We start from the raw sequence: 15,211 nt of genomic DNA on the forward strand, positions 1-15,211 counted from the left end.
CCCCACAATAATTTAGAGCCTTTTTTCGCTCAACCCCACGTTAATTTAGAGCCCCAATGAAACCGGCTGCCAACATTGCCGGTATAATAGGACTGACAATTCCGGATAATAATGCTATCAGATTTTCAATGAATTTACTTTTTTTAGGAACATCCGCATCTAAATTTTCCTGAATCATTTCTTTATTTACATCTACAGTATCACCAACTAGTGTACTTGCTTCTGCAAACACCTCATCTACAATTCCACCCAATACGACTTGATATTGTCCACCTATGACGACAACCCGCATCACACCCTCAATTTTTTCCAATTCATTCTTTTTAACTTTCGCATCATCCTTCAAATTAAGACGTAGTCGTGTCATACAATGTGACATTTCTTTGATATTATCTACTCCACCAATACAATTCAAAATTTCCTTTGCCATGTTTTTAAAGTCTGCCATGTTTTTACACCTCTCTCTTTCTACTGCTAACCTTTTTATGACATCAACATATAAACATACTGTATAATTTTTTTATTTTCCTCCCTTCTGTTTTAAAATGGGGACGATGTGCATTGTCAAATATGCCGCTTCTTCATCACTTACATTTAAGTGCAGTTCAGATTTCATAAAATCAGATATCTTAGCAGCATATTCCCATTCTTCCCCATGTGCTATCTTTAAAGAACGTGAAACCTCATCCATAAACGTCCTGTCGAATGTTTTCTTCTCATCCGTAATAAGACGATTGAATAAACATTTTAAATGAATCAATAATCTTCCATATAAATATGAATTTTTATCAAGTGTATAATCTGTTAATGTATCAATATAATTTACCGTCCTTTCCAAATCCTTCATAATTGTTTTGTTTTGCAAACTGCTTAAATTAGATAACGCATTGATATAGTGAAAAGCAAGAAAGGCTGCTTCATGTTCATCAAAATCTGTATGTAACGCTTGATTGATGATAGCAATGGAATGTAATGCGGCATGAAACTCATTCGTATGAAACATCTTAATTTCATTTAGCAATGGATTCTCTATTTTCTGTTTATCTTGCCATGTCGTATAGGCGAAGTATATGTGATCTAAAAGCGATAGATACAACACGTCTTTAAATTTCGTTTGTAAATCTTCTTCCGCTGTTTTAATGACTTTCTCAACGATCATAAATAATGCATAAGGCATTTTATTCAAAATGGTTTCGATATATTTTTTATTACTAGTATCACTAACAAAGATACGCTCGATAAGTTGTTTATCCACAAGTGAATGGATTGTTCGATTACATTTAATACCTATTGCTTTCCCTAAGATAATCACTTCGTGATGATGTTCATCCATTGCGCTAATAGCATTATTGTTAATCGATTTTAGATAGAAGTATTTCATTGTAATTACCTCCTAATACATTTCAATACAACATCCCCCTCATAAATATCCTGTTCTTCTCTAATTGCTTTGATATCATATTCAGCACTGTTTGTGACAAATACATAAACATCCGGTAGTATCCCCAATTTTTTAAATGTGATAAGATCTATCTCACATATAGGCTGCATTTTTTTTACTACGTCATGTACCTGTAACCTACTTTCAATCGTATTTTTCTGTAGTTTTACTGTATCTACACCAATATGTAACATTACATCCATTCCATTCTTTGTTTGTATTCCGATGGCATGTTTAGTCGGAAAGATTGATGTAACAACACCTGAAACAGGAGCATAAATCTGTGAATCACTGGCTCTTACAAAGAATCCTTCGCCAAGTGTTTTTAATGCAAAAACTTCATCATTAGATGTTTCTAAACGTTTTAACTTACCTTCACACGGTGAAACGATTTCTGTTTCGTTTACTTTTTGATTTTTAAATATCGAAATTCGCATTCTTCATACCTCCAGAGAACAAAAAAAGGCTACACTACATCAAATATATGATGTGGTCTAGCATTAAGTAAATGGATTGATTCCTTAATTCGCTAACCTTTATACATGTATAGTATAGCAAGGTATGGAAGCGTTTGCAACACCTATTTTTTATTTTATGAAATATCCAAGAATACAACAAAAATAATCCTATGATCACTTCTATATCACAGATACTGATATAGTTAATACATGGCTTTTTCATGGTGCTGCTTTTAAGCATATGGCAAAAGCTTATTCTATTGCAATATACATACATTAGACTACTATTTTCAGGATCAAAGCTCCCCTGTGGTTTTAACAAAAACTTACCTTTTCTTTCCTAAGGCTCTCTTATCAAACTACGTAGTTTCACATTGAGAAAAATTGGATATCGCGTAATTTTAACAATTGTTAATAATCACCATCACAGCTTTCAGCTTTACTTGTATCTCCTCTGAAAAACTGTTAAAATAATCTTCAGAAAAGAGGTAATCTGTATGGAAATTAATAAGAAAACAATTGAGCGTGTAACCAAAAAACTGATAGAAACGCCAAGCCCTGTCAGCTATTATGAAGAAATCACACCCGTCATGGAAGCCTTAGCTACAGAATTTGGCTATGCGGTCAGTTATGATCGCAAGCGCACCATCTATATTAAAGTAGAAGGTGAACATCCAGAAAAAACCATATGTGTGGGTGCACATTTAGATACCATTGGTTTGATGATACGTCATATAAATGAGGATGGTACATTGGCACTGCGTAATTTAGGTGGCATTAACTATAATAACATTGATGGAGAATGTGTGCATGTTCATACTCGCGATGGCAAATGCTATAGCGGATTGGTTGCTTGTACTTCACATTCCACACACGTATTTGATGATGCACGAAGTGCTGTTCGCGAAGAACGTAATATGATGGTCGTATTAGATGAGCATGTCAAGTGTGCACAAGATGTTCGTGCCTTAGGTATTGAACATGGTGATATCATCTCCATTGATCCAAATTATCATTATACCGAAAAAGGGTTTATCAAGTCACGCCATATAGATGACAAAGCGGCAGTAGGTGCTGTCTTTGCCGTACTGGAGAATTTACAAAAAGCGCAGAAAAAGCCATATTACAATGTGCTCTTTGCTTTCCCCTTTTATGAAGAAATCGGACATGGTGGTGCTTGGCTGCCTCCTGAAGTTGAAGAATATGTAGCTTTGGATATCGGCTTGATTGGCCCAGATCATTTAGGAGATGAATATAGCGTATCCATTTGCGCAAAGGATAATTATACACCCTATGATCGCGGCTTGACCAGTAAGCTTATCCAATTAGCAAAAACAAACAATATTCATTATTGTGTGGATGTTTTTATCATTATGGAACAGATGCCAGTGCCGCAATACGTGCTGGTAATAATGTATATGCTGCCGCCTTTGGCATGGGATGTTTTTCAAGTCATGGATTGGAACGCTGTCATATTGATAGTGTTGTTGAAACGGCAAAATTATTATATGCCTATCTGTTAAGCAAATAAACTATATAAAAACCTGAGAACAGAGACATTTCAAATGTTATACTGTTCTCAGGTTTTTTATTCTTTAAATATATTAATCCGTGGTTCTTTTTCGCCATGCTTTGCTTCTTCTTTTTGAAACTCACGATACAATTTCATAAAAGCTCTTTTTTCAATACGTGAAACATATGATCTGGAAATATGCAATTGCTTGGCAATTTCTCGCTGCGTTTCTTCTTCTACACCGTATAAACCAAATCGTTTCGTAATGATTTCCAATTCCCTGGAATCTAAAACATGTAGAAATTGTTTTAGTTTACTGATATTATCTTCAACGACCATATCTTCAATGATACTTGTTTCTTGCGGAGAACTGATTGCATCAATCAGCGTAATCTCACTTCCATCCTTATCCGTTGCAATAGGATCATTAAGCGATACATTCTGAAAATAATTTTTAGAACTACGTAAATACATCAATATTTCGTTTTCTATACAACGCGAAGCATACGTAGTTAATTTATGCCCTTTTTCTGGTTTAAAAGAGTCAATTGCTTTGATTAAACCTATAGTTCCAATGCTTATTAAATCTTCTGTTTGTTCTTTTTTGATATCATACTTTTTTACGATATGAGCTACTAGTCGCAAATTATGTTCAATTAATTTATTACGACATTCCTCATCCTGCAAGCTTAAGCCGGCAATACAATGTGCTTCTTCTTCTTTATCTAAAGGTTGTAAAAAAGAATTTGAACGTATATAGCCGACATATCCAAGAGCACTGCTTAAAATCTCAAATATCGGAAACAGCATTTCCATCACCTATTGTCAGTATATGAAAAATCTTATCAAGATATGTCTAATCAAGATTCGTGATAATGTGTCGTAAGTATGTAAGTAAGCTATTTGAAACAAGCTTTTTATACTATTGCAAAATATAAAATAGAAACGCTGATATCGCTTAAACGCTTGGTTTTAAGTAATACTTACCAAGCTGCTATCCTATCTCATAGCTGCTTTTTGTAATTTCATAAAAATTCACTGCAGCTTTTTCCAAAAAATCATTACTTCATTTCCATTTCAAGAATATCAAAACTGATGTTCTTTTACATGATCTTTTGTACTGTTTTGTTAATAAGTTTGCTTTCATCCCCTATGTCAAAGCTAGCCTTTTTCATTTATCCCATACAATAAAAGATAATAAAAAGTCTTATGGATAGATAACAAACTCGATAAACGATCCATCCTTAAGACTTATATGCTTTGATAAACCACAAAAAATTACAATTAGGTATCGTATTTACCATATACGTTACGCATCAAATAACTTAATGGTCTGTCATTTTCTTAATACTTACTTATTAAATGAAAGTTCCATGATCAATACCCATTACATGTAGCTTATTTCAAAAAAGGTTGATAATAAACTTTAAAATTCATCTTTTCATTGATTTTTGCTAATGCGATAGCAAAAGCATCTTTATCAAAAATAGCTACATCAATATAAGAATAATAAATACCAACAGCGCCACCCATCGTTCTGGCAATCGACATCTCATATAAAAGTTCATTTATTTCCTTTTCCAGTTGTTGACGAACCAATGCTTCTTTTTCATCCTCATATAGCTTTTCATAATAGAAGTATCCATATTCTCCACCACAGTCTTTGAACTCCTTACACATTTCATAGCTATCGCTTAAGAGTTCTTCTTGTAGCTGTGGATTCGTCGTTACGATTAATTTCATATCTTTTCGCAATGTTTCGCTAACTGGCTTTTCATCAAGTTTATAAGCCATGTAAATAGATAATGGATCATGATATTCCATCCAATCTTGATCAATGATAATATCACAAATATCTTCATACAGGTTTGGCAATAAACAGAAATTTTCTGCCTCTTCATCTGGTGTATCTATGATTTCGATGCTTGATATGCGTGCTTCAAATTCTAACTCACCAATGAATAACTCCAACATAAAAGCAACCATCGACTCACGACGCTTTTCCTCCACATCTTTTAAAGCCTCGCAATATACTTTGATATCGAGCGTTTTGCTTATTTCATTTATCGTATAATAAACATGAAAATCAGCACCAGTAACTTCTTTATCTTTTATACGTAATATCGTATGCATAGCACGCTCACTTAATGGTGGTCGTACGGCATTAATGATCCAATCTTCACTTAATGCTTGCGGAGCATCCTTTTTTAATAATGCTGTGGCAAACTGCGCATTCTTATTTCCTTGTGGTGTAAAGGTCATTTCATAAAAACCTGTATCACTCATCTCAACTTCCATGCCACACGCACAAATCGTTTTTAAATGTTCATTTAAATCTTGTAAGAGATGTGTAATCTCATGGTGATCATTTTCTCGTAACGCATGCTCTAGTTCTTCACGGTTTAATATAAAATATTTCCAAAAGTTTTGTACACGATGTTTGATATACATAAGCTATTCCTCACTTGTCCTAAGCAGCATACAATACTGCGTTAAATCATATTCCTCATGAGTAATGGTACTCATCAGATGAAAACCAATTTGTTCATATAATGGTAAATTATCTTTATGATGTGTCTCTAACGTGATATCGCGATGTTCTTTGATTGCTTCCTGTTTTACTTCCTGTAAGAGATGTCCCGCCAAACCATGATGACGCATTGCTTTATCTGTGTATAATAAATCCACATGATAATATGCACCATTCACAAATTCTCTCGTCCATTTGCTAGTGAACATATCCATACAATCAAGAGCATGATGAATACTGCGAATAGAGTGAACACCTACAGCAATTGGTATAAGCTTTATAATTAGATGTAATAATCGCAAACGATATAACAGCGTTTTTTCCAAAGTACTGTCAAAGAGAACCATAACACAATTCAAGTCTTTACTATCCGCTATAAAATAACAATATGGTCTTACTGCCTGTAAATAATGTTTCAGCAGATATGGCAAAGCCCATCGACGTGATGGTTCTGAAGGAAAAATCGTCCGATACAAGTCATCATGAAAGAAATTATCCGCAAAACTATGGTAAATTTCGCTGATTTCATCATCACTTAAATGATATACATGTTCCAAATTCATCTTTTCACATCCATTTCTGCTACCGTTTATTATATCACAGGTGTTAAAACCAGCACAAGTAAGGATAAAGAAAAGATCTTGCGCGCAACAAAACAAGAGCTTTCTTTTTATATTGAGTAATCAATCATGCTACATATGATCAACAGATAAAATGAAGTCTTACACGATAAGATGATGTAAAAAGCCTAAGTCCTCTACTTAATTTAAGCATCAAACGCTAAAGCTAACACACGCAAAACATAAGAAAAAACTTTTATAGCCAAAGACTTATAATAAGAACACCGAAAATGCCATAAGCCCATATACACATTATGTTTTTTGCAAAAAGAAAGATACTGTCTTTGGTTGCTACCGTAAAAGCATAACCAATTAAGATTCGTTTCTTTCATCAATACAAAAACCAAAAGACGATGATCAAACCATTACATTCTCTATCCATCAACTCCTTTTCTTTCGAAAAGGAATTTCATCATGTTACCATAAGGCGCTCTTTTAATTTTAATAATATCTTTTTTTCTAAACGTGATACTTGTACTTGAGATATCTGTAATTTTTTGGCAATTTCTTCCTGTTTCATTCCCAGATCATATCGATAGTGCAATAACAATTGTTCCCGTTGTTCTAAATGCGCAATCTCATTTTGCAAAGACACCTTCATAACAACATCTTCTTCTTTGCGATTACTCACCTTATCCTCTAGCAATATCGGCGATCCATCGTTTTCATAAATAGTTTCATCTAAAGAATAAACAAACTGATTCGCTTCAAAGGCTAAGATAACATCTGCAACATCCATTGACAAAGCGTCGGCAATTTCCTGATAAGTTGGTTCGCGATTCAATTTCTGCAAAAGTTCTTCCTTCTTTTTTGACATTTGCAAATAACCTTCTTTTAATGAACGCGATATGCGCATATTTCCATCATCACGAAAAAAGCGTTTGATTTCACCCATGATGATGGGCACTGCATATGTTGAAAATTTAACTTGATAACTTGTATCGAAATTGTTCAAAGCCTTCATTAATCCAACACATCCAATTTGAAACAAATCATCAATGGCTATGCGTTGACGAGAAAAACGACGAACTATAGAATATACTAACGGTGAGTTCTTTTCTACAAAAATACTTTTTGCTTCTTCATCCCCATCTTTGATTCTTTGAATCAATTCTTCATTATTCGCTGACACATTCATGTTGAATCCGTTTACGTAATGTGACGACAGTCCCTTTTCCCTTTTCGCTTGTAATATGAAAATCATCAGCAAATGTCTGCATAATTGTCATACCCATACCACTTCGTTCTAAGTGTTGTTTGCTGGTGAATAATGGTTGCATAGCTTGTGATATATCGTCGATTCCACAGCCTTCATCTGCAACGATAATTTCGATCTGATTTTCATCATAAGATACATGCACACGAACAATCCCTTCATGATTTCCCTCATAACCATGAATCATCGCATTGACAACAGCCTCTGCCAGCATCGTCTTGATTTCCATACAATCTTCCATGGATAAATTTAATGGCATTAAAAAAGCGATAGCACTCGTTCTGATAAATGCCTCATTTTCCAGATGCGCCAAACATTCCAATGTCATCTTGTTCATAGTTTTACCCCATTTCTTTCCTCTTTCATTAACTGAAAAATTCCACTCATCGCAAAAATGCGATGATTTACTTTTGATAAATTACAAATAATCAACTCACCATGATATTTTTGCAACTGCTTATAGCGAGCTAAAACAAACCCTATACCCGTGCTATCTACAAAACTCACTTCTTCAAAATCCAGTTTGACAGTTTTTGGTTGATACTGATCGATTAAATCGATACATATTTGCTTCAAATTACAAACTGTCAGATTATCCAGTTCCCCATAAAAATAAAAATATAGGGTACCATCTTTAAATTGATGTTTCATCTTTTATCCCTCCGCAGCTCATCTTAGCATGAATTCTCTTATCCTTGGGGATATTCGACAAAGGATGTTTCACTTCGACAATTAGTAATTATTCTGTCACACGAAAAAACGGATATATCTTATCCGTTTTTAATACATATCATCTTCTTGTTCATCAAAGAAATCACTTGCATATTCTTCATCATAATTAGGCATATGATCTGATTGTGCTGCTGATCTTACAACAGCAAATATTAAGAATAGAAATGCTAATATCGCTATAAATCCAATAATGGTCCACATAACACTCATCAATTATCCCTCTTTTCAGAAGTAGTATGCCTTTAATTAGCATCGTTATGATGAGCGTAGCAAACCTTTTTTTGGATATTTACGCAAAAACATCTTTTAAGGCTTTCATAAATAAATCAGTATAATCTAGCGCGGCTACATCATGTGCAGCTTTCAATGCCGTTTCCATAGTATAACCATCACTCATTTTAATTTGCACCTTACCAATAATTTCTCCCTTTTTAAAAGGCGCATGTGTTTTACGTAAGGAAATTTCTTTCGCCGTTTCCTTTGGCTCACTGCCTTTTTCAAACACATAAACTAAATCTTTATCCGTTAACACATCTACTTTTTGCGGCTTTCCATTTTCAATTGGTATTGTTTTCATCTTAGTACCTGCTGCATATAATAAGCCTTGCTGATATTGTGAGAAACCATAATCTAGCATTTGCTTGATTTCCCCATTGCGAACTTTTGAACTAGGCTCTCCCATAACGACCGCTATTAATCGTAAATCTTTCTTTTTTGCGGTAATAGTGATACAGGACATCGCTTGTGAGGTGAAGCCTGATTTCAAGCCATCAACGCCAGGATATTGTTTTAATAATTTATTTGTATTTACCAACCAGAAAGCTTTTTCACTATCTTCGCGAATATAGGCATCATATGTTGAAGTGATTTTTAACAAATCATCTCCGCCTTCCTTAATTAAAGCTTTCCCAACAATTGCCATATCTTTAGCACAGGTATAATGCTGTGGATCATGTAAGCCAGTAGGATTCATGAAATGGGTGTTACAAAGATTTAATTTTTTGGCTTTTTCATTCATCATCTCAACGAAATGTTCAGCACTTCCTCCTACTTTTTCGGCCATGGCAACCATAGCATCGTTGGCTGAGGCAATACAAATACTTTTTATCATATCTTTTACACTCATGGTTTCATTTTCTTCCAAGAATACCTGACTGCCTCCCATGCTAGCAGCATATGCACTCGTAGTAACCTCATCTTTCCAATCCAGTTTACCATCGTGCAAAGATTCAAAAATAAGTAATAGACCCATCATTTTCGTCATACTAGCTGGATATAATTTCGCCTTTTCATTTTTAGCATAAATAACTTTCCCACTTGTATATTCCATTAAGTAGGCGGATTTCGCGTTCTGAGCAATTTGGGGATCGTTTTTTGTCGTTTGTTTTGTTTTCTCATCTGCATGTATACTTGTCAGCATCGTCATGCTCAACACTGCCACCATACAGCAAAGTATCATTTTTTTCATGGTATCAACCTCAATAAAGCCTATGTGAAAGAATAGAAAGATATACCTAAACCCCCTGCAGAAAATAAAAACCGCAAAATATGCGGTCATATAATAAAATTTCTTTTTAAAAGTCCCAAGATGTCAGCCATATGATACAGCCATTTGGGATAGAATGGATATTTGGGATGAATACCATCAAATTCAAACAATTCATCTTTCCATTCGATTAATGCTGTGTTGTCAATAAATCCTATACCCTCTTTTTCACACATCAATTGTAATAGACTATTACACGTTTTAAATACTTCCAGACCACCAATGCGTTCTAATTGACATTGTCCCATAGGAATTAAAGAGTTGACATATAATGTTGTTTCCGGCAATTCTTCCTTTAATGTATGGATATGCTTACGATACAAGGTAATAAAAGAAGTAAAATTATCCCGAAAATGTAGGATATCATTTTTTCCATACTCCAAAATAATCATTTCCGGAGCCATACAAATGGCCCGCTGAATATCCCCCTCAATCATATCCACACAGCGCCCTCGCTTCGCTATAACATTTTTCTTTCGTAATAATCGATAATCCAGAATTGACTCTGCTAATGAATCCCCTAAGATGATGACATTTTCATAATAAGGCAACATCGCATAAATGGCCTTATTTCGTTTTTTTTCTGAAAGATAATTTACATATGTTTTTTCTTTTTTTGCAGTTGTTGTTTCATTCATGCCACCATTCACCTCAATTCTCCCTAACAACGCACCTTGAACTATATAGTACTGCTTAAATTATATAATATATAGTTGAATTTTCAAGCAATTTGTAGATTTTTGACCGTAAAAAGCAATTATATATAAAAAACATAACAAGAATTCTAAAAACAAATGGTTATATTTTTACCAAATAAATTCTTTTTGTTGTATGATATACTGTTGTTATAATTTAACAAAGCAATATAAAAACAGATGCTTACTAACATCTGCCTTTCACATAATATAAAATATCGTAATGTCTACTGCCGTTTTGGAGTTATGAGTATCATATTATTCTAAATAGTATTTCAAAATAAGGTGTCTTATTGGAACGCTTTTTGACAAGCAGCAATTGCCATATCTGCCATTTGCAAGCGTATTGCGAAAACCTGATGCATGATTTCATTCATCTTATGAAAATGTCGTTTTCGTAGATGCTCACAATAAAGTGGTTGCAGGGCTTTAATTTCATTAATCATCTCCTGTTTATCAGCCATGATACAAGCTATCAAATTCCAATTCATAGGTTTATTCAGCTCTTCATAAATTACCCGCAGGCAATCATTTTCTTCTGTGAAAAGAAGCTGGAAGTATTCATCGAATGTAAACACATCCAATTCACCTATTTTATCAGCTAATGATTGACAACGTTCTTTATTAAATTGATTTTGTACATGCGGAAATATAAAACCAGCAAATAAATCCAACAGCTGCAAACTATGGCGATAATGCTGTAACCCATTCAACATATGATCATCTGCACTCTTCATGAAATCTTTAATCGTTTGATCATCGAGTTGAATACGACTGCCAATGCCGTTTATTGTATTGACAATATGAAATTCATTCAGTTTTTTGACCGCTTTACGGCTTGTCCGCTCACTGACTTCATACAGTGTCGCAAGCTTTGCCAAAGATGGCAATAAATCCCCATTATGATAAATACCTGTTTTGATATCGTTCATGATGTCCGTTACTACACGTGTGTATAAATATTCTTGTGAGCGATTGCTGACCCAACTGAATTTCGCCTTTTCCTTTATCGTCATCCCCTGAGTCAAACGTTTGGTATAACTTAAAGTAATATTCTTTATTCCTTTACATAATGCATAGATTAATTTACGAAGCATGAAATCATTTCCCTTTAATACAAAACGCAGAGCTATCGTAAAGGTTTTCTTCATAGCATCAAAATTGTTTGTTAATTTTTTATGCTCTTCTTCGTTTTGAACAAGCGGTAAAGTAAGAGAATTCATTAATGTTAAAAACAAATCATTTAATATCGGATTATCTAAAAAAGATAATACATAAAGATAAAGATCATATAGGTACTCATAGACGTCAATTTCATTCACCAACTGACGTTGTGATAACGCAATGACCTTTTCTTCTAATCCCTTTATTTGTTCTTTGCTTGCATTACGCATACAAATAACACTAATATCCGGCATGATCCATTCTATTACCGTGAAAACATCATAAATCATTTGATAAGAGTCTAGCATAGTCTGGCGATATTGTACATTGTTATCAAAATCATTAATATCAAACAACACTTTAGCCGGGCTGCCTTTTTCAAGCACAACATAACCATGACTTTGCAATTTTTGTAATGCTGTGCGCATGGTATTACGCCCAACACCATACGCTTTACATAAGGTGTTTAAAGATGGAAGTTCTTCATTATAACGATATTTTCCATTATGAATCGTATGCAAAATCATGCGGTAAACATACTCATATAATGTCTTTTCTTGTTCCATCTCTACACCTCTTTCCATATATTTCTAATTGTTATAACATATAGTAATATATACCACTCATTTCTATAAAAAGCAACACAGAAACATAACATAAAATAAAAATTACATATTCTGTAAACACATATTTGCGATTACTGCCTTTTCTTTCGTTTTATATTGCTTTCACATGGTATTCCTTACTACCTTTTGTCGTATAACTATATATAATTTTTTAGTAATGTATGGTTGAACATTTGATAGTTTCTAAACATGTGTATGTCGATTGATAATAAGTCTTGCATCAAACTTGAAAATGAAGAAAACTTAAAGTCTAGCATAGCACTGCTATGTATGCTTTGTCTTTTAGCATGAAAAAAAGATCATAAGTGATCTTTCTTACGTATGCATGTTTCTGTAATAATCATATCCAAACACACATCATGTGGTTCTATTGGTACTTTTTCAACCTGTTGACAGTCAAAAGCCACACCAATTTTAAGAGCCCTGCATTGTTTCAAATAACGATCATAATATCCTTTTCCATGTCCCAAACGATATAGATGTTCATCAAAGGCTACAATTGGCACGACGATCACATCCAGTTCATCAGCCAAAAGCACTTTTCCTTCGATTGGCTCTTGAATTCCATAAGCTCCTTTTTTCATTTTACAACCTTTATACCACATGCGAAAACACATGGAAGTATCGTGTAATACTACTGGAAGCCCATAGCTCTTTAGATGTACATCATCTATGCAAACTTCATTGCCATAACTACGATATAAGGCAATGGTACCTTTTAAATATGGTTCTAAGCGTTGGACAATGGCTTTACTTTTGCATGCTATCTCCCTTTGCGTCAAAGCATTACGACGAGCAAGAGCAAGCTTTCGCACAGTTTCTTTCATCATCCGATAGAATCACTCATATCCAGTTTTAACAGCTGGTTTAATTCAACTGCATATTCCATTGGTAATTCTCTGGTAAATGGTTCTAAAAAGCCCATTACAATCATCTCAGTTGCCTGTCCTCGTGATAAACCGCGGCTCATGAGGTAAAACAGCTGTTCCTCACTGATATTAGAAACCGTTGCCTCATGTTCAATCTGACTTGTCTTATTCTTTGAAACATTCGTTGGAATCGTATCACTGCGAGATTGTTTATCAAGAATTAAGGTATCACATTCCACTTTGCTTTTCGCCCGTTGTGCCTTTGGACCATGGAATACCAACCCGCGATAATTTACTTCACCGCCATTTCGTGATACGGATTTTGAAATAATGTTGCTATACGTATCTTCTGCCAGATGTATCATTTTCGCACCAGCATCCTGGATTTGCTTTTTCCCAGCTACAGCAATAGAAACACAAATTCCCTTTGCATATGGTTCCGCTAATATACAAGCAGGATATTTCATATTGACACCTGATCCGATATTGCCATCGATCCATTCCATACTGCCATTCGCAAAAACTTTTGCACGTTTTGTAACTAGATTGATAATATTATCACTCCAATTTTGAACAGTGGAATAGCGACATCTGGCATTTTTATGAACGAAAATTTCAACAACCGCCGCATGCAATGAATCTTTTGAATAAATCGGTGCTGTACAGCCTTCTACATAGTGTACATCTGCACCTTCATCTACAATGATCAGCGTACGTTCAAATTGCCCCATACGTTCGGTATTGATACGGAAGTAAGACTGTAGCGGCTTTTCTAAATGAACGCCCTTAGGCACATAAATAAAACTTCCTCCGCTCCAAACGCAACTATTCAAAGCTGCAAATTTATTATCGGTATACGGTACGAGCTTACCGAAATACTTTTTAAAAAGATCAGGGTGTTTTTTTAAAGCTGTATCCGTATCAAGAAAAATCACCCCTTTTCTCTCTACTTCCTCTAACATGTTATGATATACAGCTTCGGAATCATATTGTGTTGTCACTCCGGCTAAGAATTCCTTTTCTGCTTCTGGTATTCCCAGCTTGTCAAACGTTTCCTTAATCGTTTCTGGTACATCTTCCCAACGTTGCTCTGTTTTATCACTAGGCTTGATATAATATGTATATTCATCAAAATTCAGTCGCGAAAGTTCTGGTCCCCAATCCTGGATTGGCATTTCCATAAATTTAGCGAATGCTTGTAAACGATAATTCAGCATCCATTCTGGTTCTTGTTTAATACGAGATATTTCCCGTATTGTTTCCTCTGTTAATCCTTGTTTCGTTTTATAAAGGCTTATATCTTCATCATGAAAACCATATTTATAATCTTCACTAGGTATCTGCATATCACTCATTTTTTAGCCTCGCTTTCCTCAATCAGCTCTTCCATTGCTTTCCAGCCGATCGTAGCGCATTTGATGCGATTTGCTTGCTTTCCTACGTTATGAAAGGCAATCGCCTCCTGTAAAACATTTTCATCAAAATCTTTGCCATCAATCATCTGATAATAATTAGCAATTATTTTTTTTGCCTCATCGATGGTTTTCCCTTGTAAAAGCTCACTCATGATGGAAGTTGAGGAAGTTGAAATGGTGCATGCCACACCATCAAAACGTATATCCTCAATGATTCCATCTGTTATCTTGCTTTGCACATAAATATCATCGATACAAGATTCACTGGCCATATGTTTCTGTAGATAGCCATCCTCTTTCTTCAATTCATGATTTCTGGGATATTCGTAATGATCCATGATGATCGAACGTAGCATCATGGGATCGTTCATGAAATTATTCATCTT

The 15,211-nt window shown here is 34.6% G+C and carries 16 protein-coding genes and 1 pseudogene; 1 reads left to right on the forward strand and 16 read right to left on the reverse strand.

Annotated elements, in window-relative coordinates:
- Positions 1–40: 40 nt before the first annotated feature.
- The 3 genes from AC1VS3_RS05170 to AC1VS3_RS05180 all read right to left on the reverse strand — a co-directional run bounded on the left by AC1VS3_RS05170 (position 41) and on the right by AC1VS3_RS05180 (position 1,878).
- Positions 41–448, reverse strand: a complete 408-nt coding sequence (locus tag AC1VS3_RS05170; RefSeq protein ID WP_481275540.1) for a PTS transporter subunit EIIB — start codon at positions 446–448, stop codon at positions 41–43.
- Positions 449–520: 72 nt separating this feature from the next.
- The gene (locus AC1VS3_RS05175; protein ID WP_008688183.1) at positions 521–1,381 is read right to left on the reverse strand and encodes a PRD domain-containing protein; all 861 of its coding nucleotides are present in this window, start codon (positions 1,379–1,381) and stop codon (positions 521–523) included.
- 5 nt (positions 1,382–1,386) lie between these two features.
- On the reverse strand, positions 1,387–1,878 hold the full coding sequence (locus AC1VS3_RS05180) for a PTS sugar transporter subunit IIA (protein WP_008688181.1): 492 nt from the start codon (positions 1,876–1,878) through the stop codon (positions 1,387–1,389).
- Between the two features lie 611 nt (positions 1,879–2,489).
- Between AC1VS3_RS05180 and AC1VS3_RS05185 the strand changes: the two are divergent.
- Positions 2,490–3,430, forward strand: a pseudogene (locus tag AC1VS3_RS05185) (M20/M25/M40 family metallo-hydrolase).
- A gap of 57 nt (positions 3,431–3,487) precedes the next feature.
- Here AC1VS3_RS05185 and sigK read toward each other — a convergent pair.
- The 13 genes from sigK to sufU all read right to left on the reverse strand — a co-directional run bounded on the left by sigK (position 3,488) and on the right by sufU (position 15,208).
- Complete coding sequence (gene sigK, locus AC1VS3_RS05190) at positions 3,488–4,222, reverse strand: RNA polymerase sporulation sigma factor SigK (protein WP_008688178.1); 735 nt, start codon at positions 4,220–4,222, stop codon at positions 3,488–3,490.
- Positions 4,223–4,810: 588 nt separating this feature from the next.
- The gene (locus AC1VS3_RS05195) at positions 4,811–5,863 is read right to left on the reverse strand and encodes a hypothetical protein (protein WP_008688175.1); all 1,053 of its coding nucleotides are present in this window, start codon (positions 5,861–5,863) and stop codon (positions 4,811–4,813) included.
- A gap of 3 nt (positions 5,864–5,866) precedes the next feature.
- Positions 5,867–6,505, reverse strand: a complete 639-nt coding sequence (locus AC1VS3_RS05200) for a GNAT family N-acetyltransferase (protein WP_008688174.1) — start codon at positions 6,503–6,505, stop codon at positions 5,867–5,869.
- Between the two features lie 469 nt (positions 6,506–6,974).
- A complete protein-coding gene (locus AC1VS3_RS05205; RefSeq protein WP_119957456.1) occupies positions 6,975–7,700 on the reverse strand; it encodes a SigB/SigF/SigG family RNA polymerase sigma factor in 726 nt (241 codons plus the stop codon).
- Positions 7,681–8,115, reverse strand: coding sequence for an anti-sigma F factor (gene spoIIAB / locus AC1VS3_RS05210; RefSeq protein WP_008688038.1), 435 nt, complete (start codon positions 8,113–8,115; stop codon positions 7,681–7,683). Before spoIIAB ends, AC1VS3_RS05205 begins: the two co-directional genes overlap by 20 nt.
- Positions 8,112–8,429, reverse strand: a complete 318-nt coding sequence (locus AC1VS3_RS05215) for an anti-sigma factor antagonist (RefSeq protein ID WP_008688037.1) — start codon at positions 8,427–8,429, stop codon at positions 8,112–8,114. Before AC1VS3_RS05215 ends, spoIIAB begins: the two co-directional genes overlap by 4 nt.
- 129 nt (positions 8,430–8,558) lie before the next feature.
- The gene (locus AC1VS3_RS05220; protein ID WP_008688036.1) at positions 8,559–8,720 is read right to left on the reverse strand and encodes a hypothetical protein; all 162 of its coding nucleotides are present in this window, start codon (positions 8,718–8,720) and stop codon (positions 8,559–8,561) included.
- Positions 8,721–8,799: 79 nt separating this feature from the next.
- The gene (locus tag AC1VS3_RS05225; protein WP_008688035.1) at positions 8,800–9,978 is read right to left on the reverse strand and encodes a D-alanyl-D-alanine carboxypeptidase family protein; all 1,179 of its coding nucleotides are present in this window, start codon (positions 9,976–9,978) and stop codon (positions 8,800–8,802) included.
- Positions 9,979–10,064: 86 nt separating this feature from the next.
- A complete protein-coding gene (locus AC1VS3_RS05230) occupies positions 10,065–10,694 on the reverse strand; it encodes an SGNH/GDSL hydrolase family protein (protein WP_008688034.1) in 630 nt (209 codons plus the stop codon).
- A gap of 347 nt (positions 10,695–11,041) precedes the next feature.
- Complete coding sequence (locus AC1VS3_RS05235; protein WP_226906207.1) at positions 11,042–12,499, reverse strand: GntR family transcriptional regulator; 1,458 nt, start codon at positions 12,497–12,499, stop codon at positions 11,042–11,044.
- Positions 12,500–12,840: 341 nt separating this feature from the next.
- Positions 12,841–13,371, reverse strand: a complete 531-nt coding sequence (locus AC1VS3_RS05240) for a 5-formyltetrahydrofolate cyclo-ligase (protein ID WP_008688031.1) — start codon at positions 13,369–13,371, stop codon at positions 12,841–12,843.
- Positions 13,368–14,765 (reverse strand): Fe-S cluster assembly protein SufB, encoded by a 1,398-nt coding sequence (gene sufB / locus AC1VS3_RS05245; RefSeq protein ID WP_008688030.1) that lies wholly within the window; start codon positions 14,763–14,765, stop codon positions 13,368–13,370. The genes AC1VS3_RS05240 and sufB overlap by 4 nt, the downstream gene beginning before the upstream one ends.
- Positions 14,762–15,208 carry a Fe-S cluster assembly sulfur transfer protein SufU gene (gene sufU / locus AC1VS3_RS05250; protein WP_008688029.1) on the reverse strand — a complete coding sequence of 149 codons (447 nt, stop codon included), beginning with the start codon at positions 15,206–15,208 and terminating at the stop codon, positions 14,762–14,764. The genes sufB and sufU overlap by 4 nt, the downstream gene beginning before the upstream one ends.
- Positions 15,209–15,211 lie beyond the last annotated feature (3 nt).

Source organism: Longicatena sp. (assembly GCF_982403165.1).